The following is a 23,193-nucleotide window of genomic DNA, read 5'->3' as shown; positions in this document are numbered from 1 at the left end:
TTCCTGCTCCTTAGAGTGCGCCGAGTCGCTGACCCTGATAGCTGCCATCCTGCACGCGGCGGCACCAGTCGAGGTTGGCCAGGTACCACTGCACGGTCTTGCGCAGACCGCTTGCGAAGGTTTCCTGCGGCACCCAGCCCAGTTCGCGCTGGATCTTGCCGGCGTCGATGGCGTAGCGCAGATCGTGCCCAGGACGGTCCTGCACATAGGTGATCAGGTCGGCGTAGCGTGCCACGCCAGCCGGCTTGCTGGGGGCCAGCTCTTCCAGCAGGGCGCAGATGGCCTGCACCACGTCGAGGTTCTTCTGTTCGTTGTGGCCGCCGATGTTGTAGGTCTCGCCGACCCGGCCCTCGCTCACCACCTTGAGCAGGGCGCGGGCGTGATCTTCGACGTAGAGCCAGTCGCGCACCTGCTGGCCGTTGCCGTACACCGGCAGCGGCTTGCCCGCCAGGGCATTGAGGATCATCAGCGGGATCAGCTTCTCGGGGAAATGGTAGGGGCCGTAGTTGTTCGAGCAGTTGGTGATCAGCACCGGCAGGCCGTAGGTGCGCTGCCAGGCGCGCACCAGGTGATCGGAGGCCGCCTTGCTCGCCGAATAGGGCGAGCTGGGCGCGTAGGGGGTGGTTTCGACGAACAGCTCGTCGACGCCGTGCAGGTCGCCGTAGACCTCGTCGGTGGAGATATGGTGGAAACGGAAGGCCGCCTTGCGCTCCTCGCTCAGGCCGAGCCAGTAGGCGCGGGTGCTTTCCAGCAGGGCGTAGGTGCCGACGATATTGGTCTGGATAAAGGCGGCGGGACCGTCGATGGAGCGGTCGACGTGGGATTCGGCGGCCAGGTGCATGATGGCGTCCGGCTGGAACTCGGCCAGGGTCTGCGCCACCTGCGCGCTGTCGGCGATATCGGCCTGGACGAAGCGGTAGCGCGGGCTGGCGGCCACTTCGGCGAGCGACTCCAGGTTGCCGGCATAGGTCAGCTTGTCGAGATTGAGCACCTGGTGCTCGGTGTGCTGCAGCAGATGACGGATCAGAGCCGAGCCGATAAAGCCGGCGCCGCCGGTGATCAGGATGCGCATGGAAAGTGCCCTTGGCGAATGAATGGTGGGACAGGCCTGTTGGGGGCAGATGATAAGGCAACCGCGTCGGCGCGGGGGCTGCGCGACGACCTTTCGCTCTTCTCGTGTCCACTCTCGGGGAACTGGGGCTCGGCCGTTACGTTGGCGCAATTTGTACACCAGTCGCTACTGCATTTGCGAGTGGCGGATCGGCTCGCAGGCCGCGTGGAGCCTGGATATACGCGCTCAATTGGCGCGCTCGTTTCTGCTGTTTTTATGGCGTCAATATTTAACTGGGACGAGGCGTCGCCTGGATGTTGAAATGCCATCACAAAAATGGTTTAGTCGCGCCATAACTAGGGGCGACGGCATTCCGTCGTTCCATCGAGTGCGAATATTTTCTACTGCCTTTTTTCTGACGCCTGTGGGCGGGGCATCAACGGAAAATGTGGCGGGGGTAATCATCCATGCGGCAGCTCACGGTCGGTAACTCGCTACTGGCGCGCCCCGGGTTTGTCGAATACTTCCTGGCCGTGATGCGCCTGGTGCACGGCTTCACCGCGGCGCTGCCGGGTCTATTGCTGCTGTTCTGGTTGTCGAGCGAGTCCGGGCTGACGCAGAGCTATGCCACGGTGCTGCTGTTCTTCGGCGGGCTGACGGTGGTGATGTTCCAGGCACTGGGGGTCTACTCGGAAGAGATCTTCAGCAACCTGCTGCGCTTTCGCATGATGTTCTTCGCCTGGTCGGCGGCGTTCTGCCTGCTGCTGTTCATGCACCAGGCACTGGCCATGTTCAGCTTCATGGAGTGGCACTTCCTGATTCTCTGGTTTGCCGTCAGTTTGTTGGCGTTCGGCGTCGAGCGCCTGCTGCTATTGGCATTATTCCGTCGCTGGATCGCCAGCGGCCAGTTCCTGCAGAGCGCGGTGATTCTCGGCGGCACCGAGAACGGCGTGCGCCTGGCCGAGTTCATGGCGCGCCACTGCGACATTCGTTCCGGCCTGATCGGCTTTATCGACGACCGCATCGGCCGCATGCCCGAGACCCTGGCCGGACTGCCGCTGCTGGGCAACAGCCGCGACCTGGAGCGCCTGATTCGCCGCGAGCGGGTGACCCAGGTGCTGGTGGCGCTGCCCTGGTCGGCGGAAAACCGCATCGGCCAGATCGTCCACGAGCTGCGCAAGCTGCCGGTCAACGTGCTGCTGGTGCCGGACATGCTCGCCTTCCGCCATGCGCGCAATCGCATCACCGAGGTGGGCGGGCTGCCCATGTTCAACGTATCCGAGCGCCCGCTGGATGGCTGGTCGCCGCTGATCAAGCGTCTGGAGGACCTGCTGCTGGCGAGCCTGGCGCTGATCCCGGCGCTGCCGCTGATGGTCCTGGTGGCCCTGGCGATCAAGCTCGACTCGTCCGGGCCGGTGCTGTTCCGGCAGAAGCGCTATGGCTACAACAACCGCCTGATCGAGGTGTTCAAGTTCCGCTCGATGTACTGCGACCGCGCCGACGCCAACGCCGAGCGGCAGACCACCCGCGACGACGATCGCATCACCCGGGTCGGGCGCTTCATCCGCAAGACCAGCCTCGACGAGCTGCCGCAGCTGTTCAACGTGCTGCTCGGCAGCATGTCGATGGTCGGTCCGCGCCCGCACGCCACGGCGACCAAGGCGGCCGGCATCCTGTTCGAGGACGCGGTCAAGGAATACACCGCGCGCCATCGGGTCAAGCCCGGCATCACCGGCTGGGCGCAGATCAACGGCTACCGCGGCGAGACCGACACCCTGGAGAAGATCGAGAAACGCGTCGAGTACGACCTGCAGTACATCGAGAACTGGTCGGTATGGTTCGACCTGTACATCCTGTTCCGCACCCTGCCGGCGGTCATCTTCACTCGTGAGGCCTACTGATGAATGCGCTGATCCCCTGCATCGTCGCCGGCGGCGCCGGCACCCGCCTGTGGCCGGTGTCGCGCGAGGCCATGCCGAAACCCTTCATGCGTCTGGCCGATGGGCGCAGCCTGCTGCAGAAGACCTTCGCGCGGGTCGCCGGGCTGGACGGCGTCGGCCAGCTGCTCACGGTGATCAACCGCGACCTGCTGTTTCGCACCCTGGACGACTACCGCCCGCTGAACGCGGGCGGCCTGGCCCTGGATTTCCTGCTCGAGCCGCAGGGGCGCAACACCGCACCAGCCATCGCCGCCGCCGCCCTGCACGTGGCCCGCCAGTACGGCGAGCAGGCGCAGCTGCTGGTGCTGCCGGCCGATCACCTGATCCGCGACCAGGCCGCCTTCGTCGCCGCCATCGAGCAGGCGCGCGTGCTGGCCAGCGAGGGCTGGCTGGTGACCTTCGGCATTCGCCCCAGCCATGCCGAGACCGGCTACGGCTACATCCAGCAGGGCGAGGCGCTGAGCGACGGCGGCAGCCGCGTCGCCAGCTTTGTCGAGAAGCCCGATGCGGCCACCGCCCAGGCCTACCTCGACGGCGGCCGCCACCTGTGGAACGCCGGCATGTTCTGTTTCCGCGCCGATGCCGTGCTGGCCGAGCTGCGCGCCCATGCGCCGGAGCTGCTGGAGGCGGTCGAGCGCTGCCTGGCGCGCAGCCATCCGGCGCAGGGGGCGCAGGGCTGGCAGTGCGAGCTGGACGGGCAGAGCTTCGCCCAGGTGCAGGACATCTCCATCGACTACGCGCTGATGGAGCGCTCGGCCAAGGTGGCGGTGGTGCCCTGCGACCTCGGCTGGAGCGATATCGGTTCCTGGCAGGCGCTGCGCGAGCTGGTCCCGGCCGATGCCGCGGGCAACCAGGTCAACGGCGAGGCGGTGCTGCACCGGGTCAGCAACTGCTACATCGACTCGCCGCACCGCCTGGTCGGTGCGGTCGGCGTGCGCGACCTGGTGGTGGTCGACACCCCCGACGCGCTGCTGATCGCCGACGCCGGCAGCACCCAGGACGTCAAGTTCATCGCCCAGGAGCTCAAGCAGCGCGGCCACGAGGCCTATCGTCTGCACCGCACCGTCAGCCGGCCCTGGGGCACCTACACGGTGCTGGAGGAGGGGCGCCGCTTCAAGATCAAGCGCATCGTGGTGCGCCCCGGCGAGTCGCTGTCGCTGCAGATGCATCACCACCGCAGCGAGCACTGGATAGTGGTCAGCGGCATGGCGCGGGTGGTCAACGGCGAACGCGATTTCCTCCTCGACACCAACCAGTCCACCTTCATTCCCGCCGGCCACAGCCACCGCCTGGTCAACCCCGGGGTCATCGACCTGGTGATGATCGAGGTGCAGAGCGGCGAGTACCTGGGCGAGGACGACATCGTGCGCTTCACCGACATCTACGGCCGGGTGCCGCTCGCCGAGCCGCTCAGCTGATGGCCGTCGCCCTGATCATTCCCACGCGCAACGCCGCCGCCCACCTGGATCGGCTGCTGCCGGCGCTGGCTGCGCAGAGCCTGCAGCCGGACGAGTTCCTGGTGGTCGACAGCGCCTCGCACGACGACACGGTGGCGCGCCTGCGCCAGGCCGGTGCACGCGTCGAGGCGATCGACCCGGCACGGTTCAACCACGGCGGCACGCGGCGCTGGGCCAGCCAGCAGGTCGCCGCCGACGTGCTGATCTACCTGACCCAGGACGCCATCCCGGCCGACCCCGAGACCTTCGCCCGCCTCGTCGCCAACCTGCACAGCGAGGCGGATATCGGCGTGGCCTACGGCCGCCAGCTGCCGCACCCGGACGCCGGCCTGCTCGCCGCCCAGGCGCGTCGCTTCAACTATCCGCCGCACAGCCGCAGCAAACGCCTGCGCGATGCCGCCGAACTGGGCATCAAGACCTGCTTCAGCTCCGACTCCTGCTCGGTCTACCGGCGCGACGCCCTCGAGGCGGTCGGCGGTTTTCCCGAGGACGTGATCGGCAGCGAGGACGCCTACGTCGCCGCCAAGCTGCTGCTGGCCGGCTACGCGGTACGCTACGCCGCCGACGCCGAGGTGCAGCATTCCCACGATTACCGCCTGCTGGAGGAGTTTCGCCGCTATTTCGATATCGGCGTGTTCTACGGGCGCGAGCGCTGGATTCGGCACGCATTTGGCAGTGCCGGAGGCGAGGGCAGGCGTTACGTGCTGGCCGAGATCGCCGCGCTGCGCGAGGCCGGTGCCCTGCACCGGTTGCCGGAAGTGCTGCTGCGTACCCTGTGCAAATACGCCGGCTACCGCCTCGGTGGCTACGAATCCTGGTTGTCGACCGCGCTCAAGCGTCGCCTGAGCATGTTCCCCGCTTACTGGAAGTAACCCTCATGTCTGTGAAAAGGAAGCGCCACTCATGAAGCGCCTGACCCTCGCCTTGTGCCTAGTTTGGCTCGCCGGCTGCAACACGCCCGCGGTGATTCCGCTGCCGGACGACGACCGGGTCGACGCCGGCAAGTCCGCCGCCGAGCAGTTGGCCAAGCTGCCGCCGGCGGAGGAGCGCATTCGCGCCGGCGACACCCTGCGTATCGTCCGCACCAGCGGCGAGATGCCGAGCATCTCGGCCTTCACCGCCAACTCGATCTACGAGCTGACGCTGTACACGGTGATGAACGACGGTACCTTCCAGTACCCCTTCATCGGCACCGTCAAGGCCGTGGGCAAGACGCCGGCGCAACTGGCCGAGGAAATCCGCGAGCGCCAGGCCGCCTACTACCAGGAGCCGCGGGTGACGGTGAACATCAACCAGTCGCCGGGCAACACGGTGTTCGTCGGCGGTTCGGTGCGCAATCCGCAGCCGCTGCCGTTCCCCGCGGCGCCGACCCTGGAGCAGGCGATCATCGGTGTCGGCGGCATCATGATCGATGCCGACAGCAGCAACGTGGCGCTGCTGCGCATGGACGAGGAGGGGCAGTACAAGACCTACTTCATCGACTACGCCAAGCTGATGCACGGCGGCATCGAGGGGCGCATGGCGGTGGCGCTGCAGCGCGGCGACGTGGTCTTCGTGCCCAAGTCCGGCATCGGCAACCGGGTGGAGGGCGTCGAGCTGTACATGAACCAGCTGATCCCGTTCGTGAAAACGCTGGGCGTCGGTTTCAACTACGACCTGAACAACAACGACTGAGCAGACAGGGACAGTTCCATGATCGAAATTCGCACCTTCCGCGACCTGCTGCGCCTGTTCTTCATCTTCAAGCGCGAGTTCCAGGTCGCCGTCGGCGTCACCCTGCTGATGATCGTGCTCGGCGCCTTCTTCCTGCCGGCCTCCTACGAGTCCAACGCGCGCCTGCTGGTCAAGCCCGGGCGCGACAGCAATACCCTGCCGATCGAGGTGGCCGACCGCCAGGCGCTGGTGCTGCCGGCGACCCAACGCGACCCCATAGTCGACGAGGAGCGCCTGCTCACCGGCCGGCCGATCATCCGCCAGGTCGCCGAGCATTACCTCGAGGTGATCGCCAACGCGCCGCCGCCGCAGGGCTTCTTCGCCACCATCAAGCACTGGCTGCGCCTGGGCTGGGCCGGTTGCATCGACTTTCTGCGCAGCATCCTGCAACTGCTCGGCCTGACCGAGGAGCAGACCCCGGTCGAACGTCTGGCCAAGAAACTGGAGAAGAGCTTCAGCGTCAGCCATGCCGGCGGCTCGGCGGTGATGGAGATCAGCTTCGTCTGGGACGATCCCGCGGTCGCCCAGGCGGTGGTCAAGAGCTGGGTGGACATCTACCTGCAGGAGCGCACCCGCGCCCTGGGACGCAAGAGCCTGTACGAGTTCTACGACCTGCAGCTCAAGACCAGCGAGAGCAGCATCAACCGCCTCAAGCAGCAGATCATCGACAAGCTGGAGAGCATCGATGCGATCAACATCGCCGACCGTCTGGGCAACCTGTCCGAGCGGATCGACCAACTGCGCACCGACCGTTTCAATTCGCAGCGCCTGATCGCCGCCACCGAGGACAGCCTGGCCACCCTGGATCGGCAGATCAAGGCGCTGCCGGCGGAGATCCGCACGGTGCGCGAGATGTCGCTCAATCCGGCGCATCAGCACGTCCTGCAGCTGCTCAACAACAAGCGCGCCGAGCGCCAGGATCTGCTGCGCACCTTCACCGAGCAGGCACCGCCGGTGAAAACCATCGACCAGAGCATCGCCTACCTGGAGCAGCTGGCCGCCAGCGAACCGCCGACCGTGCAGAGCTCGGAGAACCGCGCGCCGAATCCGGTGGCCGAGCGCCTGCAGAGCAACTACCTCGACCAGCAGGCGGATGTCGCCCGCCTCAAGGCCCAGCTCAAACGCCAGGAAAACCAGCTGGCCGCCCTCGAGCAGGAGCGCAGCAAGGCCATGGCCACCGAGCCGCAGCTGGCCCAGCTGCAGCGCGCCCTGGCCGCCGAGGAGCGCAACTATGTGCTGTACGCCGAGAGCCTGGAAAAGGCGCGCATCGACCGCGAGCTGGATGACAGCAGCATCAGCAACATCGCGATCATCGAGGAAGCCACGCTCAACCCGTCGCGGGTGTTCCCCAAGAGCCTGCTGATGATCGCCCTGGCGCTGCCGGCCGGCCTGATGGTGGGGCTGCTGGTGCTGTACATCTGCTACCTGCTGGATCAGCGCATCCACGACGGCGGCCATGTCGAGAGCCGCTTCGGCGTGCCGCTGTGGACCACCCTGCAGGAGCTGGAGAGCGGCGAGGCGCCCTCCAGCGCCTTCCTCGCCAGCATCTATCGGCTCTATGCGCAGTTGCCGCTGGCGCAGATCGAGCAGCAGGGCCTGGTGCTGGCCCTGACCTCGGCACGCAAGGGCGAGGGCGTGAGCTTCGTCATCCAGCACCTCGCCCGGCTGATCGGCGAGCGCGGCCATCAGGTACGCCTGGGCGGCGAGGCACCGGCCAAGCCGGGCGAGGTGGTGCTGCTGGAAGCCAGCGCGCTGCTGAGCAATCAGGACGCCTTCGTCGCCCTGCGCCATGCCGACATGATCGTGATGGTGATCGAGGCGCGGCAGAGCACCATTCCGGTGGTGTCGAACGCGCTCACCATCCTCACTTCGGCGTTCAAGAAGGTCGACGGCGTGATCGTCAATCGCCGCCGTTTCGAGGTGCCCTACTCGGTGCTCAACCTGGTCTCGCGCCTGCGGAGCCTGGCCTGATGCGCATTGCCCTGCTGGCGCCGATGCCGCCGGAACAGACCGGCATCGCCGACTATGCGGCGAATTTCCGCACGGCGTTGCAGGACCTCGGCGTCGAGGTGGCGACGCCGCTGGCCGGCGTCGGCAACGACCCGGCCCAGGCGCTGGCGCGTATCGCCGCCTTCGACTGGAGCGGCATCGACCTGGTCCACGGCGAGCTCGGCGGCGGCCGCCTGGCCGAGTTCGCCGCGCTGCGCGAGCTGCGCCGGCGTTTTCCGCGCCTGCCGCTGAGCGCCACGGTGCATGACCCCGAGCGCCTGGTCTGGCGCCGCGCCCGGCTGCCCTGGCCGCTGTCGCTGGCCGAGCGGCTGCCGGCACCGGCGCCGCAGGCCGCGACCGTGCTGGCCGATCCGCTGTGCCTGCGCGAAGAGCGGCAACTGGCGGCGCAACTGGATGCACTGGTGACCCTCACCGAAACCGGCGGCGCGCACCTGCGCCGGCGCATGCGCCTGGGCGCGGGCAAGGTGCGGGTGATCGCCCACGGCAACCCGGTCATCCCGGCGGCACCACTGCCGCCGCTGCAACCGCTCAAGTTGCTGTACTTCGGCTTCATCTATCGCGGCAAGGGCATCGAGGACCTGCTCGAGGCGCTCGCCGCCATGCTGCGCGCTGCGCCCGCCCTGGCCGGCGCCTGGCGCCTGACCCTGGCTGGCGGCAGCGCCCCGGAGATGGCCTTCGGCCCCGGCGGCAGCTACCTCGACGAACTGCGCGGGCGGATCGCCGAGCTGGGCCTGGGCGACGCCGTCGACTGGGCGCTGGACGTGCCGGCCGAGCAGATTCCGGGGCTGATCCAGGCCCATCATGTGATGCTGCTGCCCTATCGCGAGTCGAAGAAGCTCGCCCTGCTCGGCGCCATGCGCGGCACCAGCGGTGCGCTGTCCTGGGCCGCCGCCTGCGGGCGTGGCGCGATCACCTCGGATGCGCGCGCCTTCGCCGAGGAGGTGGCCGCCGGCAATGGCGCGATCTTCCCGCAGGGCGATAGCGCCGCCCTGGCGCAGCGTCTGCGCGAGCTGTGCGAACGGCCGCAGCTCGCCCAGAGCTGGGCCGATCATGCGCAGCGTATCGGCCAGGCACGCCAGTGGCCGCACACCGCCGCGCGTTTTCTGCACCTGTTCACCGCCCTGCAGCGAGGTACTTCCGATGTGGCGTAAACCCATAGTCTGGCTGCCGTCGCTGCTGTTGGCGCTGCTGCTGGCCGGCGCCGTCCTGCTCAGCCGCAACGCCGAGGCCGAGGTCACCGAATTGCGTGGACCGCATACGCTGGTGTGGAGCGAGCACCTGGGGGTCAATGCCCAGTTCCACTTCTACCCGGTCGAGGTGCAGGAGCGGCAGATGCAGGCGGTCAGGGACCTGGGCCTGGAGTGGGTGCGCATCGCCATGCACTGGGCCCTGCTGGAGCCGCAGAAGGACCAGTTCAACCTGGTCGCCTTCGACGCCGCCGCCGCGTCGATGCGTCGCCATGGCCTGAAACCCGTGGGGTTCCTCGCCGGCTCGGCGCCCTTCGCCAGCAGCGCGCCGCCCGGTGCCGAGCACGTCGACCAGTACCCGCCCAAGAATCCGCAGCTGTATATCGACAGCCTGCTCAAGTTCATCCAGCGCTACCCCGACTTTCGCGTCTGGCAGATCTGGAACGAGCCGAACATCTACCCCTACTGGCGCCCGAAGGAAGATGCCAAGGCCTATGCGCAGCTGCTGTTCGCCAGTGCCGAGGCGATCAAGGCGCGCTACCCCGACATGCCGGTGGCCACCGCCGGCATGGCCTATTTCAGCCAGATGCCCTACACCAACAACGAGCTGATGCTCAAGCTGCTGCTCGACGAGGGCCTGGCCAAGCGCGATCTGATCGTCGCCTACCACCCCTACACCGAGGAGCCGGAAGGCGACGACGTCGCCGCGCGCGATTTTCTCGCCCGCGTGCGCTTCATCAACAAGGCCCTGCGCATGCACAGCATCAAGCAGATCTGGGCCACCGAGTGGGGCTGGTCGAGCTATTCCGGGCCGAAGGAAATGCAGGCGATCATCGGCACCGCCGGCCAGGCCGACTACACCTTGCGCCGGCTGGCACTGATGAGCGCGCTGGATTTCGATCGCAGCTTCCTGTTCAACCTCGCCGACCTGCCGGCCATGGCCGGGCCGCGCGACCAGAAGTACGGACTGCTCGATCTCGAGGGGCAGCCCAAGCCGGTGTTCCAGGCGCTGAAGAACTTCTTCGCCGTGACCGGGCCCAGGCTCGAACCGCGCGATCCGCCCAAGGTCGAGGAGATGCCCAAGGATCTCTACAGCATCGCCTGGACCCGTGCCGACGGTAAGCAGCTGTGGATGTTCTGGAGCGCCAGCGGTCGCCAGCTGACCCTGCCCGGGGTGGCCAGCGCCAGCTTGCACGACCCGCTGAGCGGCGAGCAGCGCGAACTGCGCGGCGACGGCAAGCGCCTGACCGTGCCGCTCAAGAGCAGCCTGCAGTTGCTGGTGTGGTGAGCATGCGCATCCTGTGGATTCTGCCGTACCTGCCCTGGCCGACCAGCAGCGGCGGCAAGACGCGCCAGTACCATCTGCTGCGCAGCCTGGCCGAGGCCGGTCATCGCATCACCCTGCTGGCGCAGTCGAAGACGCCGCTGGACGACGAGGCGCGGGCTCATCTGGAACCGCTGCTCGAGCGCCTGCTGGTGCTGCCGCGCCGCCCGCTGCGCAGCGCCGCGACGCTGGGCGCCGCGCTGCTGGCACCCTATCCGTTGCTGGCCAGCGTCAATGGCCTGGCCCCGCGCCTGCAGCGCCAGTTCCGCGAACTGCTGGACGAATCCTGGGACGTCGTCCAGATCGAACACAGCTACAGCTTTCAGCCCTACGAGGCCGAACTGGGGCGACGGCGGGTGCCTTTCGTGCTCACCGAGCACAACGTCGAGTCCAGCCTCGGCGCGGCCACCTACGACCGTCTACCCACCTGGCTGGCGCCTTTCGCCTACTACGACCAGTGGCGCTATCGGCGCTGGGAGCGGCGTGTGCTGCGTCAGGCCGAGCGGGTCATCGCGGTGACCGCGGACGACGCCGCCGTGCTCGCTCCGCTCTGCGGCCGGCCGACCGACGTGGTGGTCAACGGCGTGGACTGTCGCCACTACGCCGAGGTGCAGGCCGATGCACAGGCGCAGCGCCTGATGTTCGTCGGCAACTTCGAGTACGCGCCCAACGTCGACGCGGTCGGCTGGGCGCTGGACGAGCTCCTGCCCGAGCTGTGGCGCCACCGACCGCAGCTGCGTTTCGCCATCTGCGGCCATGCCGTGCCGCCGGCCTGGCGCCAGCGCTGGCCCGACCCGCGGATCGAGTGGCACGGTTTCGTCGCCGACCTGCGCGAGCAGCAGCGGCGCGCCTCGCTGTTCGTCGCGCCGCTGCGCCAGGGCGGCGGTTCCAAACTCAAGGTACTCGAGGCCATGGCGGCGGGCCTGCCGGTGGTGACCACCGGCCAGGGCGCTTCCGGCCTGCAGGTGGCGGACGGCGTGCACTACGCCCGCGCCGAAACGGCGCAGGCGTTCGTCGCCAACATCCTCGCCCTGCTCGACGATCCGCGGCGGGCCGCTACCCTCGGCGAGGCCGGCCGGCGCTACGTGCAGGGCGCACACGACTGGTCGGCGGCGGCGCGCAGCCTGGAGGCGATCTACGCCCGCCTGGAGGCTCGGGCATGAGGGTCAGTCTCGACTATCGCCCGGCCGCCAGCCTGCCGGATAGCGGCATCGGCCGGCAGAACATCGCCCTGGCCGAGGGCTTGCGCCACTGCCCGCAGGTCGCCGAGCTGCGCCTGGTCAGCACGGCGCCGCTCGGCCATCCGCTGCGTCAGCGCCTGGACTGTCCGGACTGGGGAACCGCCGGTCTGCTCGGCGTGCATCGCCTGCCGCAGCGCCTGCGCTTCGAGGCCGGCTTCCTGCCCGGTTACCTGCGCCGCCAGCGCATCGATCTGCATATCTGCAACTTCAACATGGGCCTGCCGCTGTGTCGCCGTGCGCGCGGCACGCGTTTCGTCCAGCAGCTGCACGACCTGTTCCAGTTGACCGAGCGCAACCTGCACGACTCCTGGATCAAGCGCCTGATCTACCGCTGCACCGATCGCCTGTCGATCCTCTATGCGCTGTGGCGCGCAGATCAGGTCTGGGTGCCCTCGCAGTTCACCGCGGGCGAGGTGCGGCGTCTGTTCCCGCGCTTCGCCGGCAAGTTGCGCGTGCTGCCGCCGGCGATCCCGCTGGCGCCCGCGACGTCGGCCCCGGTGCCCGTGGCGCTGCCGGCGCGCTATTGGCTGGCGGTGGGAACCCGCGAGCCGCGCAAGAACATCGCCCTGCTGGTGCGTACCTGGCTGCGCGCGCGGCGGGAGGACCCGCTGATCCCCGAGCTGCTGCTGGTCGGTCATCCCGAGCATCTGCCCGGCGACCTGCGAGGGCTGCCTGGGCTGCACTTTCTCAGCGATATCGACGGCGCCATGCTGATCGAGGTCTATCGCCGCGCCGAGCGTCTGTGGCAGCCGTCCTATGCCGAGGGGTTCGGCCTGCCGGTGATCGAGGCGCTGGCGGTCGGCACGCCGGTGGCGGTGGCCAGGGGAACGGCGCTGGACGAAGTGGCGCCGCCGCAGGCCCCACGCTTTGCTCCGCACGATGGCGAAGAGCTGCTGGCGCTGATGCGGCGCCTGGCGCGCGAACCGGCTGGCGAGCGCCAGGCCCTGATCGACTGGGCGCAGCGCTTCAGCCCGCAGCACTTTCAGCGCAATCTTTCCACCCTGCTCGAGGAGCTCGCGCCATGATGCCCGTGGGTATCGGCATCGCCGTTTTCTGTGGCCTGTTCTTCGGTGCCCTGCTCTGGGTGTTGCCGCTGTCGAAGCTGGTGATCCTGCTCGGCGGCGCCGCCTTCGCCCTGAGCGTGATGCGCCAGCCGTTGCTCGGCTTGCTGCTGTTCGCCTTCGTCGGCGCCTTCCTGCCCTATTCGACCCTCGAGGTGGGCGTGCGCACCACGGCCAGCGAGGCGCTGCTGGCGCTGACCTGGGTCGGCATCCTGTGGCAGGGCTTCCTGCACAAGCGCGAGCGCCTGCAGCCGCGCAGCGGCACCGAACGCGCGCTGTCCTGGCTGCTGCTGTGGAGCGCCATTCCCTTTATCGTCGGCCAGTTCACCATCGATGCCGGTGGCGGCGGCACCATGAACTGGGTGCGCTGGATGCTCAACCTGTCGGCGATGTTCCTCGCCGTGCGCCTGATCCAGGACAGCAAGGCGGCGGAGAAGATCACCGTGGCCATGCTGCTGGGGACCCTGGCGATGCTCCTGCTGTCGCTCGGCATGTTCGCCAAGACCCGCGACGCCAACGCCCTCACGCCGATCCTCACGGCCCTCAAGTACCCGCACCAGGCCTACCTGGAGGATGCCTTCACCGCCGGCACCACCCGCCTGTCGACGCCCTGGCTGCACCCCAACTCCACCGGCGGTGCGCTGGCGCTGATCATCCCGGTGGCGCTGTTCTTCGCCCTGCCGCGGCCGGGCTGGGGCCGCGCGCTGGGCCTCGGCGTGGCCCTGCTGGGCTCGGCCGGGCTGCTGCTCAGCGGTTCGCGTGGGGCCCTGCTCAGCCTGGGGCTGGTGGTGATGTGGATGGCCGGGCGCCGGGTACCCTACACCTCGCGCATCCTGGTGGCGGGGATCTTCTTCGGCTGCCTGCTGGTGCTGGTCTACCCGCCGTTGCAGGAGCGCCTGGCCACCATGTTCCTCAGCAGCAACGCCTCCACCGGGATCCGCATGCAGGAGTACGCCATGTTCCCCGAGGCGATGGCGCGCTATCCGCTGGGCATCGGCTTCAGGGTCGATCCGCCGGTGCCCGGTAGCGGCCTGATGGGCATTTCCAACCTGTGGCTGAACTTCGTCTACAAGCTCGGCCTTCCCGGCATGCTGCTGTTCATCGCCGTGACCTGGTTCTGGTGGCGCGAGACCCGCCCGCACCTGGGCGCCCAGCGCGTGACCCGGGAAAACTCGCTGTGGCTCGGCTGCAGCAGCGGCCTGCTGTGCGCCCTGCTGACCGGCATCTTCGACCACTACTTCAGCCTGACCTACGTGCTGATCGCCTTCTTCTGGCTGTTCGTTGGCCTGACCCTGCAGCAGGTCCGTCTGCACCCCGAAATTCTCCCCGCTTTGCCAATCAGGAGGGCCCGCACATGAAACACCGCATCCATCATTCCTTCGACCTCAAGGAGCGCCTGGCCGACTATGCGGCGCGCCTGCAGGTCGGCGTCGATGAACTGGCCGAGACCTGGGCCTGGATGCTCGAGCACGAGGTGGCGTTCGAATACCCGCACCGCCAGGACACCCAGTACCTGATCAGCTACGTGAACCTGGAGAAGAGCATCGAGCACCCGCTGGCGCGGCGCTTCTTCTGCCTGCTGCGCGACGAGATTCCCGGGCCGTTGATACCGATGTACGGCATCAACCTGGCGACCCTGCGCGACCGCTGCCTGCGTCTGTGGGAGCAGCTGTACAACATCTTCGTCAACAAGATTCCCAGCCACACCATTCGCCTGGCCTGGCTGCGCCTGGGCGGGGCCAAGATCGGCAAGGGCTCCAGCGTCTGGCGCGGCACCGAGGTGCTGGGCATCGACGGCATCCATATCGGCGAGGACAGCGTCGTGGGCTGGGACTGCCTGCTCGATGGGCGTGCCGGAATCATCATCGGCGACCACGTCACCATTGCCTCGTACAGCCTGCTGATCGCCGGCGGTCACGACATCCAGGCGCCCGAGTTCTGGGCGGTGGCCAGCCCGCCGATCCGCGTCGGCGACTACGCCTGGATCGCCACCCGCGCCCTGATCACCGCCGAAGTCGGCGAGGGCGCGGTGGTGGCCGGCGGCTCGGTGGTCAATCGACCGGTGCCGCCCTACACCATAGTCGGCGGCAACCCGGCCAGGGCGCTGGGCGAACGCAATCGCGGGCTGACCTACAAGGTCGGCGGCAAGGGCCTGTTCAATCTCCTTCACTGAGTAAGCCGCCATGCTGGGAAGCACCCTGTGGTTGACCCTTGCGACGCTCACCGGGCTGGTCGCAGGTTTTGCTAGGGAATGGCTGTTGATTCACGCCTGGGGGGCGAGCAACCAGAGCGACGCCTTCCTCATCGCCCTGTTCCTGCCCGAGGCGCTGCGCATGGCGCTGGCCGCCGGGCTGGTCGCCGCCGCGGCGCTGCCGCTGTACCAGGGGCGCGCCGCCGATGCGCGCACTGCCTGGCTCAACGCCATGAGCTCGCGCTTTCTCCTGGTCGGGCTGGCGATCGCCGCCCTGCTGGCCCTGGCGGCGCCGCTGTGGGTGCGTGTGGTCGGCCCCGGGCTGAACGATCAGGCCCTGGCGCTGGCCGGCGACAGCCTGCTGGTGCTGGCCTGGTGCGTGCCGGGCTTTCTGCTGCACGCCCTGCTCAGCGTGCCCCTGCAGGCGAGCTCGCGTTTCGTCCTCGCCGGCCTGGGCTCGTTGCTGTTCAACTTGCCGCCGGTGCTCTACCTGGCCGCCGCCGGCAGTGCGGCCGAGCCCCTGCGCGTGGCCCAGGCCTGCCTGCTGGGCAGCCTGCTGATGCCGCTGGCGCTGTGTCTACCGTTGTGGCGCAGCGGCTGGCGACCCTGGCGCGTGGCGGGCGCCAGCGGTTGCGGTCGCGAGCTGCTGGACAACATCGGCCCGCTGCTGGCCAGCAACCTGGCCAGCCAGGGCCTGGCGCTGCTGGAGCGGATGGTCGCCTCGCTGCTCGGCGAGGGCGCGGTGGCCTGGGTCAACCTGGCGCGCAAGCTGATCAACCTGCCGCTGATCGCGCTGCTCAGCCTCAATCAGGTGTTGCTCGGCCTGATGAGCCAGGCGGCGGGCGAACAGCGCCTGCAGCTGCTGCGGCGCGGCCTGGGCATCGCCACCCTGCTGACCCTGCCGGCGGCGTTGGGGCTGATTGGCGCCACGCCGGCGCTGGTCCAGCTGATGTTCCCCGGGCAGGAGGCTGGCCCGCTGTCGGAACTGCTGGCCTGGTTCGCCGTGCCGCTGCTGTTCGGTGCCTGGAACTCGCTGCTGGCGCGCTACGCCTACGCCGACGGCGATACGCGCCTGCCGCTGGCCTGCGAACTCAAGGGGTCGGCACTGAACGTGGTGCTGCTGGGCATTCTGCCGCTGTTCTTCGGCATGAACGGCATTCCCATGGCCATGACCCTGGGCCTGACGTTGACCAGCGTGTTGCTGATGCGGCGCCAGGCGCTGCTGGAGCAACTGCCCTGGGGGCGGCAGTGGCTGATGGCGTTGCCGGTGTTGACCATAGGCGCCTTCGCCCTGCACCCGATCGACGGGCTGTGGCTGCAGCTCGCCCTCAGCGGCGTCGCCGGTGCCCTGGCCATGCTGCTGCTGGCCCTGTGGCTCAAGCCCTGGCGTAACGCCTGAGCTCAGGCCGGGCTGGCGCCGCGCGGGGCCAGGGGAAAGTAGTTGTTGCTCAGGCGTGCGGTGGCCTGCATCAGCGGTTTCTCGCTGACCAGGTAGGCCAGCCAGCCATAAGCCAGGCAGGCGACCACGGCCGTGAGCACGACCAGCCAGTTGTCCAGCGAGCTGTGCGGCCAGGGGCCGACCGCCGCCCAGAGCTTGCCGAGCACGCCGAGCACCAGCAGGTGGGAGAGGTAGGTGGAATAGGAGCTGTCGCCCAGGTGCCGCAGCAAGGTCGGAATGCGCAGATGGCCGCGCTGTTCCAGCAGGGCGCTGATGATCACCAGGGCGGCGAAGGTCGCGCCGATCAACAGCATACGCAGCAGGCTCGGCGTCTCGAACAGGCGCAGCCAGTAGGCGAACGGCATGGCGATCAGCAACGTCAGTGCCAGCAGCACCAGCAGGGCGCCGAGCGAGAGCCGCGACAGCCGTCCCGAACTGAACAGCAGGCCGGCGCCCGCACCGAGGATGAACTGCAGGGCATAGGGGTGCAGCATCAGGTGCAGATAGGGGGGGAAGTCACGCACGTCGTAGAACAGGTTGACCGCCACCAGCAGTAGCCCCCAGGCGGCCAGACAGTAGGGCAGATGGCGTTCGCGAAAGAACATCAACAGGGTGAAGGCCAGGTAGAACCAGAGTTCGAAAGTCAGCGTCCAGGACACCATGACCAGCGACACTTGAGAAGTTGGCAAAAGAAAGAAGGAGGCCCACAAGTCCGGTTCGCCGTGCGAAGAATTCACCCATTGCGGTTTCAGTAGAAATACCGAGAGGGTCAGAAAGAAATACAACCAATAGACCGGGTATACACGGGCTGCGCGATTAAAGGCGAAGCGTTTTATTTCCTGCACTTGGCCGAAGCGGCCGCGGGTAACCAGGGCCATGACGAAGCCGCTGATCACGAAGAACAGGTCGACGCAGAGTTGCGCCCAGTCGAGAAATGCCGGTAGCAGACGGTCTCCGCCGGCATTCTTGGCTTCGACGAAGGTCAGGTGAAACAGAATGATCCCCAGCACTGCCAAGCTGCGGTATGCCTGCAGAGAGTCGATCCTAGCCATCGCTCAACCAATGTTTATATGCGCGGAAGTGGCGTCAAAAAAACATGTTTATTTATTTGACGCAGTGCCGTATGCGGTATGTCGCAAACTTGCGAATCATGCCTGCGATGCAGGGCGTAAACAACTCGCGGATTTAATTGCTAGATGGCCCGATGCGCACTAGTTAAGATTCACTCGCCAACTTTCACGAGGCTGAACGCATGTCGCGTTTCCTGTTTGTTCCGATTCTGGCGTTGCCGCTGTCCCTGCCGCTGCCGGCGGCGGAGCTGATTCCCATGAACATCAAGCGCATCGACCGGGATCACTACCAGACGACCGACGAGCTGATTCATATCCGCACGCGGCACTGCGCCGAATACGCCTATGTGGAGGATGCCCTGCTCAGCTTCGAACCCTATGGCCTGGAGAACACCCTGACCTTTTCGTCGGGCGCGGTCTGCGACGTCAAGGCGGTCTACGACCGCGCCGCCAACTACGTGACTTCGTCCAGCCAACTGCGCCGTTGACGGCCCCGGGATCGAGCGCATGCCCAGCAATCCGCGTCTACGCCACAACAACTTCGACCTGATCCGCCTGCTGCTGGCGATGATCGTCTGCCTGGTGCATGCCGCCGAGTTGTCGCAGCAGAGCCTGCTCAAGCCGATCGGCCTGGTGTTGTCCTCCAAGCTGGCGGTGGATGCCTTCTTCGTCATCAGCGGCTTTCTCATCTTCATGAGCTACGAGCGCTCGAGTTCGCTGCGCAGCTACGCCAGCAAGCGGGCCAAACGCATCTATCCGGCCTACCTGTGCATCATCCTGCTGTGCGCCTTCGGTCTTTTCGTCCTCAGCGAACTGCCGGCCGAGCGCTACTTTTCCGCGGCCTGGGTCAAGTACCTGCTGGCCAACCTGACGTTCCTGAATTTCTTCGCACCGGCGCTGCCGGGGGTGTTCGAGGGCAACCTGCTGCCGGCGGTGAACGGGGCGCTGTGGACCATCAAGATCGAGGTGATGTTCTACTGCAGCGTGCCCTTGATCGTCTGGTTCGCCCGGCGCTTCGGCCGGCTGCCCGTGCTGCTCGGCCTGTTCGCGCTGTCCAGCCTGTATTCGCTGCTGCTCTGGCATCTCTATGGGCAGAGCCAGAATGAAGTGTTCGCCTTTCTGGAGAAGCAACTGCCGGGGCAGCTGCGCTATTTTCTCGCCGGCGGACTGCTCTACTACTACCTGGCCCATTTCGAGCGGCAGGTGAAGTGGCTGGTACCGCTGGCGCTGACGCTCTACGTCGCCAGTGTCTGGCTGCCGCTGCGCCTGGTCGAACCGTTGGCGCTGGGCGTGCTGGTGGTGTTCGTCGCGCTGTTCGGCTATCTGGGCAATTTCGGCAAGTACGGCGACTTTTCCTACGGCGCCTATATCTGCCACTTTCCCATTATCCAGATTCTGGTGAGCCTGGGGCTGTACAGTTTCTCGCCGTTGCTCGGCCTGCTGCTCAGCGTCGCCCTGACCCTGCTGGCGGCCATCCTCATGTGGCATCTGGTGGAGAAGCGCTTCCTGCTGCGCAGCAGCCATTACGTCCAGGCCGAGGAACGTCCGGTCCGGCCGCTGGCGGTCCTGAAACCGGATGCCGAGACCTAACGGCCGGCCGCAACGAAAAAGGCCCACCTTGCGGTGGGCCTTTTCTTTGAAGCCTATGGTGCCGGCACCAGGAGTCGAACCCGGGACCTACTGATTACAAGTCAGTTGCTCTACCAGCTGAGCTATACCGGCGCAGAAGGGCCGCCATTATATCCATTCGCAAGGGCGAGTAAAGCTTGTGCGGGGCGCTTGGTTGCGGGCTCGGCTATCAGCAGGGTTTTGCTTATGCACAATGGCAATGCACTTGATACGCTCGTGCACGGTCTCTGTGCGGTGCGTCACGGATTTATGCAAGTTATTGTTTTTACTAGGCTAAAAATACTGATCAAAAAATGATCAGTCGTTTCCGAGGCCATTCGGCAGGGCGCTTGCGGCATTTGCCCAGAAAGCATCAACAGAGTTATCCACAGCTTCTGTGAGCAACTCAGGCACGCTCGGCCAGCAGCAGCAGGTTGCGCGGGCTCAGCCGGTAGTCGCAGAAGCTGCCCAGTCGAACCGCATAGCCCTGCTCCTGCAGATACAGGGCGCGGTCGAGCAGCAGCCAGAGTTCCAGTGGGCGGCGGAACAGGTGGCGCAACAGTTCCAGGTTGCGCACCTCGGCCAGGCGCTGCCAGCCGCGGGCTTCCAGTTCGGCCCAGTCCTGTGCGCCGGGAGTCGGCACGCCGCGCAGGGCGGCGAGGTCGTGGCAGAAGCGGGCGAAGGGTTTGGCCAGCCAGTCGGCGGCCAGCGGCGGGGTGGGCAGGTATTGATCGACGCCGCGCAACTGGCGCTGCAGCAGGTCGAAGGCCAGGCGCCAGGCCATCGACTGGTCGCGCTGGCGGCGCACGCGGGCGCCGGCGGTGACGGTTTCGTTCAGCGGCAGGCCGAGGTCGTCGCGCGACAGCTGCAGGGACGAGCCCTGGGCAGCCGTGGACAGCGGCTGGTAGTGCGGCGTGGCGATGCGGTTATAGCAGCAGGGCGCCACCGCCAGTTGCCGGCAGCCGCGCGCACTGGCCAGCTGCAGCAGGCGCACGTGCAGGTCGCCGCAGGCGTGCAGGGCCACCGGCGTATGCTCGGCCAGTAGGTGCTCCGCGGCGCTGGTGGCGAGCACGTCCTGCTGCAGATGGCGGGCGTCCAGGCCCTGGCGGTGGCTCAGGGCGGCGCCGGAAGCCACCAGTGCGGGATCGTATTCCAGGCAGGTCAGGCGTTGCCCCTCATGCGCCAGCCAGCGGCCCAGGTGGCCCTTGCCCGCGCACCAGTCGAGCCAGTGGCCGGCCGGTGTGGCGAACTGCAGGCGGCTGGCGAAGGCCTGGATCTGCTGCAGCTTGCGTCCGGGGACGTCCACGGCGAGGCGGGCCGGGCGCGCGTCGATTGCCGTCTGCGGCAGTTCGCCCAATGCGGCGAGCGCCTTGGCCTGGGTCGCGAGTTCGGCGAAGGGCGCCGGTGCGTCCAGCTCCCAGGGCCTGCCGTGGCTGGCCTCGGCCTGCTGCAGCGTGCGTGCGCGCAGCCAGGCGGCCAGCTGCGGCAGTTCGCGCTCCCAGGGCAGTTGCAGCTGGACGAAGGGCTTGGGCCGCCACAGCGCCTGGTGGCGGACGAGAAAGACGTCCAGCGCCTGGAAGCGGGCGAGCAGCTGCTCGGCGGAGAGGATGGGCTCGGTCATGGTACGCGGCGGGCGGAACCGGGAGCCGCGGATTCTAGGTTTTGCGCGGCGGGCCGTCGAGGGGCGACGGCCCGGCGCTGCTCAGCGGCCCTGGCAGGCGTCGACGCGCAGCCAGCGTTCCAGCAGGCGGAAGGCGCGTACCAGGACGAAGGCGATGGCCAGGTAGAACAGGCCGGCGGCGAAGAAGATCTCCACCGGCAGGTAGGTGCGGGCGATGATGGTGCGCGCCATGCCGGTCAGCTCCAGCAGGGTCACGGTGCTGGCCAGGGCGCTGGCCTTGAGCATCAGGATCACCTCGTTGCTGTAGGCCGGCAGGCCAATGCGCGCGGCGCGCGGCAGGACGATGTAGAGCATGGTCTTGGCCCGCGACATGCCCAGCGCGCGCGCCGCCTCCACTTCGCCCGGCGGCACCGCCTGGATGGCGCCGCGCAGGATCTCGGCGATATAGGCGGCGGTGTGCAGGGTCATGGTGATGATCGCGCACCAGTAAGGGTCGCGCAGGTAGGGCCAGAGCGGGCCCTGGCGCACGGCGTCGAACTGGGCCAGGCCGTAGTAGACCAGAAACAGCTGCACCAGCAGCGGCGTGCCGCGGAAGAAGAAGATGTAGCCGTAGGGCAGGGCGCGCACGTACCAGTGCTTGGAGGCGCGGGCGATGCCCATGGGCAGGGCGAGGATCAGGCCGGCGATGACGGCGATGGCCACCAGCTCCAGGGTCAGCAGCGCGCCTTCGGACAGGCGCGGCAGCCATTTGATGATGACTTCCCAGTTCATGAGGCGCTCCGGACGAAGCCGCGGCTGGCGCGCTTCTCGAGGAAATGCAGGCCGATCATGGCGAGAACGGTCAGGCCCAGGTAGATGAAGGCGGCGACCATATAGAAGGTGAAGGGCTCCTTGCTGGCGGTCACGGCGATCTGCGAGCGGCGCATGATCTCTTCCAGGCCGATCACCGACACCAGTGCGGTGTCCTTCATCAGGATCATGAACAGGTTGCCCAGGCCGGGCAGGGCGATGCGCCACATCTGCGGCAGGATCAGCTTCCAGAGGATGCGTCCCTTGGACATGCCGAGGGCCAGGCCGGCTTCGCGGTGGCCCTTGGGGATGGCCAGGATGGCGCCGCGGAACACCTCGGTGGCGTAGGCGCCGAAGCACAGGCCGAGGGCGATGGTGCCGGCGGCGAAGGCGGAGAGCTCCAGGCTCTCGATGCCGAGCAGGTCGGCCAGGCTGCGCATCAGGTTGACCGTGCCGAAGTAGATCAGCAGCACCCAGAGCAGCTCGGGCACGCCGCGGACTATGGTCGAGTAGCTGCCGCCGAGCCACTGCAGCGGCTTGTACGGCGAAGTTTTGGCCAGCGCGCCGAGCAGGCCGAGCACCAGGCCCACCGCCAGCGCGGAGAGCGCCAGTTGGATGGTCATCAGGGTGCCGGCGGCCAGGGCGGGGCCGAATCCGTGGAGATCGAAAATCATCGGAGGGCTCGGGTAGCCGCGCCGCCGGGTGGCGACGCGGTGCCGTCAGGTCAGTAGATGCTGAACGGGAAGTACTTGTCGTTGATCCGCTTGTAGGTGCCGTCTGCGATGATGGCCTGCAGCGCGGTGTTCAGCTTCTCGCGCAGCGGGTCGCCCTTGCGCACGGCGATGCCGATCTTGTCGTTGTCGAATACCGGGTCGCCCTTGAACTCGAAGTCCTTGCCGGCGTCGCTCTTGAGCCATTCCCAGTTGACGAAGGTGTCGGCCAGCACGCCGTCGAGGCGACCGGAGGCCAGGTCGAGGTAGGCGTTTTCCTGGGTGTCGTACAGCTTGATGTCGACCACCTTGCCCAGGTTGTCCTCCAGCCAGGTGCCGGCGATGGTGGCGCGCTGCGCGCCGATCACCTTGCCCTTGAGGCTGGCTTCGTCGGTCTTGAAGTCGGCCGACTTGGGCGCGATGAACTGCAGCTTGTTGGTGTAGTAGGGCTCGGTGAAGTCCACCGCCGCCTTGCGCTCCTCGGTGATCGACATCGAAGCGATCAGGAAGTCGAACTTCTTGGCGTTGAGGGCCGGGATGATGCCGTCCCAGTCGGAGGTGACCACCTCGCACTCGGCCTGCATCTTGGCGCACAGCGCCTGGCCGATTTCCACGTCGAAGCCGGTGACCTTGCCGCTGGCGTCGATCAGGTTGAAGGGCGGGTAGGCGCCTTCGGTGCCGAGTTTCAGCTTGTCGGCGGCGACAGCGCTGGTGCCGAAGGCCAGGGTGGCGGCCGCGGCCAGCAGGATCTTCTTATAGTTCTGCATGCATGTTGCTCCGTG

General features: G+C 67.3%; 20 protein-coding genes and 1 tRNA gene. 14 read left to right on the top strand and 7 right to left on the bottom strand.

Features of this window, described 5'->3' with window-relative positions:
• Nucleotides 1-10: 10 nt before the first annotated feature.
• A complete protein-coding gene (gene rfbB / locus ACW9UL_RS21685; protein WP_457788252.1) occupies nt 11-1,072 on the bottom strand; it encodes a dTDP-glucose 4,6-dehydratase in 1,062 nt (353 codons plus the stop codon).
• Nucleotides 1,073-1,518: 446 nt separating this feature from the next.
• Between rfbB and ACW9UL_RS21680 the strand changes: the two genes are divergently transcribed.
• The 12 genes from ACW9UL_RS21680 to ACW9UL_RS21625 are packed head-to-tail and all read left to right on the top strand — an operon-like array spanning nt 1,519 to nt 16,574.
• Entirely contained in the window at nt 1,519-2,952 is a 1,434-nt protein-coding gene (locus ACW9UL_RS21680) for an undecaprenyl-phosphate glucose phosphotransferase (protein WP_457788251.1), read from the top strand.
• The gene (locus ACW9UL_RS21675) at nt 2,952-4,409 is read left to right on the top strand and encodes a mannose-1-phosphate guanylyltransferase/mannose-6-phosphate isomerase (protein WP_457788250.1); all 1,458 of its coding nucleotides are present in this window, start codon (nt 2,952-2,954) and stop codon (nt 4,407-4,409) included. Before ACW9UL_RS21680 ends, ACW9UL_RS21675 begins: the two co-directional genes overlap by 1 nt.
• Complete coding sequence (locus ACW9UL_RS21670) at nt 4,409-5,320, top strand: glycosyltransferase family 2 protein (protein WP_457788249.1); 912 nt, start codon at nt 4,409-4,411, stop codon at nt 5,318-5,320. The genes ACW9UL_RS21675 and ACW9UL_RS21670 overlap by 1 nt, the downstream gene beginning before the upstream one ends.
• Nucleotides 5,321-5,351: 31 nt before the next feature.
• Nucleotides 5,352-6,122: a polysaccharide biosynthesis/export family protein gene (locus ACW9UL_RS21665; RefSeq protein ID WP_457788248.1), complete on the top strand. Its 771-nt coding sequence runs from the start codon at nt 5,352-5,354 to the stop codon at nt 6,120-6,122.
• 18 nt (nt 6,123-6,140) lie between these two features.
• Complete coding sequence (locus ACW9UL_RS21660) at nt 6,141-8,132, top strand: exopolysaccharide transport family protein (RefSeq protein WP_457788247.1); 1,992 nt, start codon at nt 6,141-6,143, stop codon at nt 8,130-8,132.
• Complete coding sequence (locus ACW9UL_RS21655) at nt 8,132-9,322, top strand: glycosyltransferase (protein ID WP_457788246.1); 1,191 nt, start codon at nt 8,132-8,134, stop codon at nt 9,320-9,322. The genes ACW9UL_RS21660 and ACW9UL_RS21655 overlap by 1 nt, the downstream gene beginning before the upstream one ends.
• Entirely contained in the window at nt 9,312-10,646 is a 1,335-nt protein-coding gene (locus ACW9UL_RS21650; RefSeq protein WP_457788245.1) for a beta-xylosidase, read from the top strand. The genes ACW9UL_RS21655 and ACW9UL_RS21650 overlap by 11 nt, the downstream gene beginning before the upstream one ends.
• 2 nt (nt 10,647-10,648) lie before the next feature.
• Complete coding sequence (locus tag ACW9UL_RS21645; protein WP_457788244.1) at nt 10,649-11,845, top strand: glycosyltransferase family 4 protein; 1,197 nt, start codon at nt 10,649-10,651, stop codon at nt 11,843-11,845.
• Entirely contained in the window at nt 11,842-12,948 is a 1,107-nt protein-coding gene (locus ACW9UL_RS21640) for a glycosyltransferase family 4 protein (protein WP_457788243.1), read from the top strand. The genes ACW9UL_RS21645 and ACW9UL_RS21640 overlap by 4 nt, the downstream gene beginning before the upstream one ends.
• Nucleotides 12,945-14,342, top strand: a complete 1,398-nt coding sequence (locus tag ACW9UL_RS21635; RefSeq protein WP_457788242.1) for an O-antigen ligase family protein — start codon at nt 12,945-12,947, stop codon at nt 14,340-14,342. Before ACW9UL_RS21640 ends, ACW9UL_RS21635 begins: the two co-directional genes overlap by 4 nt.
• Nucleotides 14,339-15,157, top strand: coding sequence for an acyltransferase (locus ACW9UL_RS21630; protein WP_457788241.1), 819 nt, complete (start codon nt 14,339-14,341; stop codon nt 15,155-15,157). The genes ACW9UL_RS21635 and ACW9UL_RS21630 overlap by 4 nt, the downstream gene beginning before the upstream one ends.
• A 10-nt stretch (nt 15,158-15,167) precedes the next feature.
• Entirely contained in the window at nt 15,168-16,574 is a 1,407-nt protein-coding gene (locus ACW9UL_RS21625; protein WP_457788240.1) for a lipid II flippase MurJ, read from the top strand.
• 2 nt (nt 16,575-16,576) lie between these two features.
• Here the strand turns inward: ACW9UL_RS21625 and ACW9UL_RS21620 are convergent, their stop codons facing one another.
• Nucleotides 16,577-17,665 carry an acyltransferase family protein gene (locus ACW9UL_RS21620; RefSeq protein ID WP_457788239.1) on the bottom strand — a complete coding sequence of 363 codons (1,089 nt, stop codon included), beginning with the start codon at nt 17,663-17,665 and terminating at the stop codon, nt 16,577-16,579.
• 200 nt (nt 17,666-17,865) lie between these two features.
• On the opposite strand from ACW9UL_RS21620, the gene ACW9UL_RS21615 reads away from it, so the two are divergent.
• Nucleotides 17,866-18,171 carry a hypothetical protein gene (locus ACW9UL_RS21615; protein ID WP_457788238.1) on the top strand — a complete coding sequence of 102 codons (306 nt, stop codon included), beginning with the start codon at nt 17,866-17,868 and terminating at the stop codon, nt 18,169-18,171.
• Between the two features lie 19 nt (nt 18,172-18,190).
• On the top strand, nt 18,191-19,273 hold the full coding sequence (locus ACW9UL_RS21610; protein ID WP_457788237.1) for an acyltransferase family protein: 1,083 nt from the start codon (nt 18,191-18,193) through the stop codon (nt 19,271-19,273).
• 56 nt (nt 19,274-19,329) lie between these two features.
• Here ACW9UL_RS21610 and ACW9UL_RS21605 read toward each other — a convergent pair.
• The 5 genes from ACW9UL_RS21605 to ACW9UL_RS21585 all read right to left on the bottom strand — a co-directional run bounded on the left by ACW9UL_RS21605 (nt 19,330) and on the right by ACW9UL_RS21585 (nt 23,178).
• A tRNA-Thr gene (locus tag ACW9UL_RS21605) sits at nt 19,330-19,405 on the bottom strand.
• 292 nt (nt 19,406-19,697) lie between these two features.
• Complete coding sequence (locus ACW9UL_RS21600) at nt 19,698-20,912, bottom strand: methyltransferase (protein ID WP_457788236.1); 1,215 nt, start codon at nt 20,910-20,912, stop codon at nt 19,698-19,700.
• An 81-nt stretch (nt 20,913-20,993) separates the two neighbouring features.
• Nucleotides 20,994-21,683, bottom strand: coding sequence for an ABC transporter permease (locus ACW9UL_RS21595; RefSeq protein ID WP_021444201.1), 690 nt, complete (start codon nt 21,681-21,683; stop codon nt 20,994-20,996).
• Nucleotides 21,680-22,375 (bottom strand): ABC transporter permease, encoded by a 696-nt coding sequence (locus tag ACW9UL_RS21590; protein WP_021444200.1) that lies wholly within the window; start codon nt 22,373-22,375, stop codon nt 21,680-21,682. Before ACW9UL_RS21590 ends, ACW9UL_RS21595 begins: the two co-directional genes overlap by 4 nt.
• A gap of 50 nt (nt 22,376-22,425) precedes the next feature.
• Nucleotides 22,426-23,178 (bottom strand): ABC transporter substrate-binding protein, encoded by a 753-nt coding sequence (locus ACW9UL_RS21585; protein ID WP_021444199.1) that lies wholly within the window; start codon nt 23,176-23,178, stop codon nt 22,426-22,428.
• Between the last annotated feature and the right edge of the window lie 15 nt (nt 23,179-23,193).

This window comes from Pseudomonas sp. PL-6, assembly GCF_054110165.1.
This window is presented reverse-complemented; position numbering and strand designations above follow the sequence as displayed.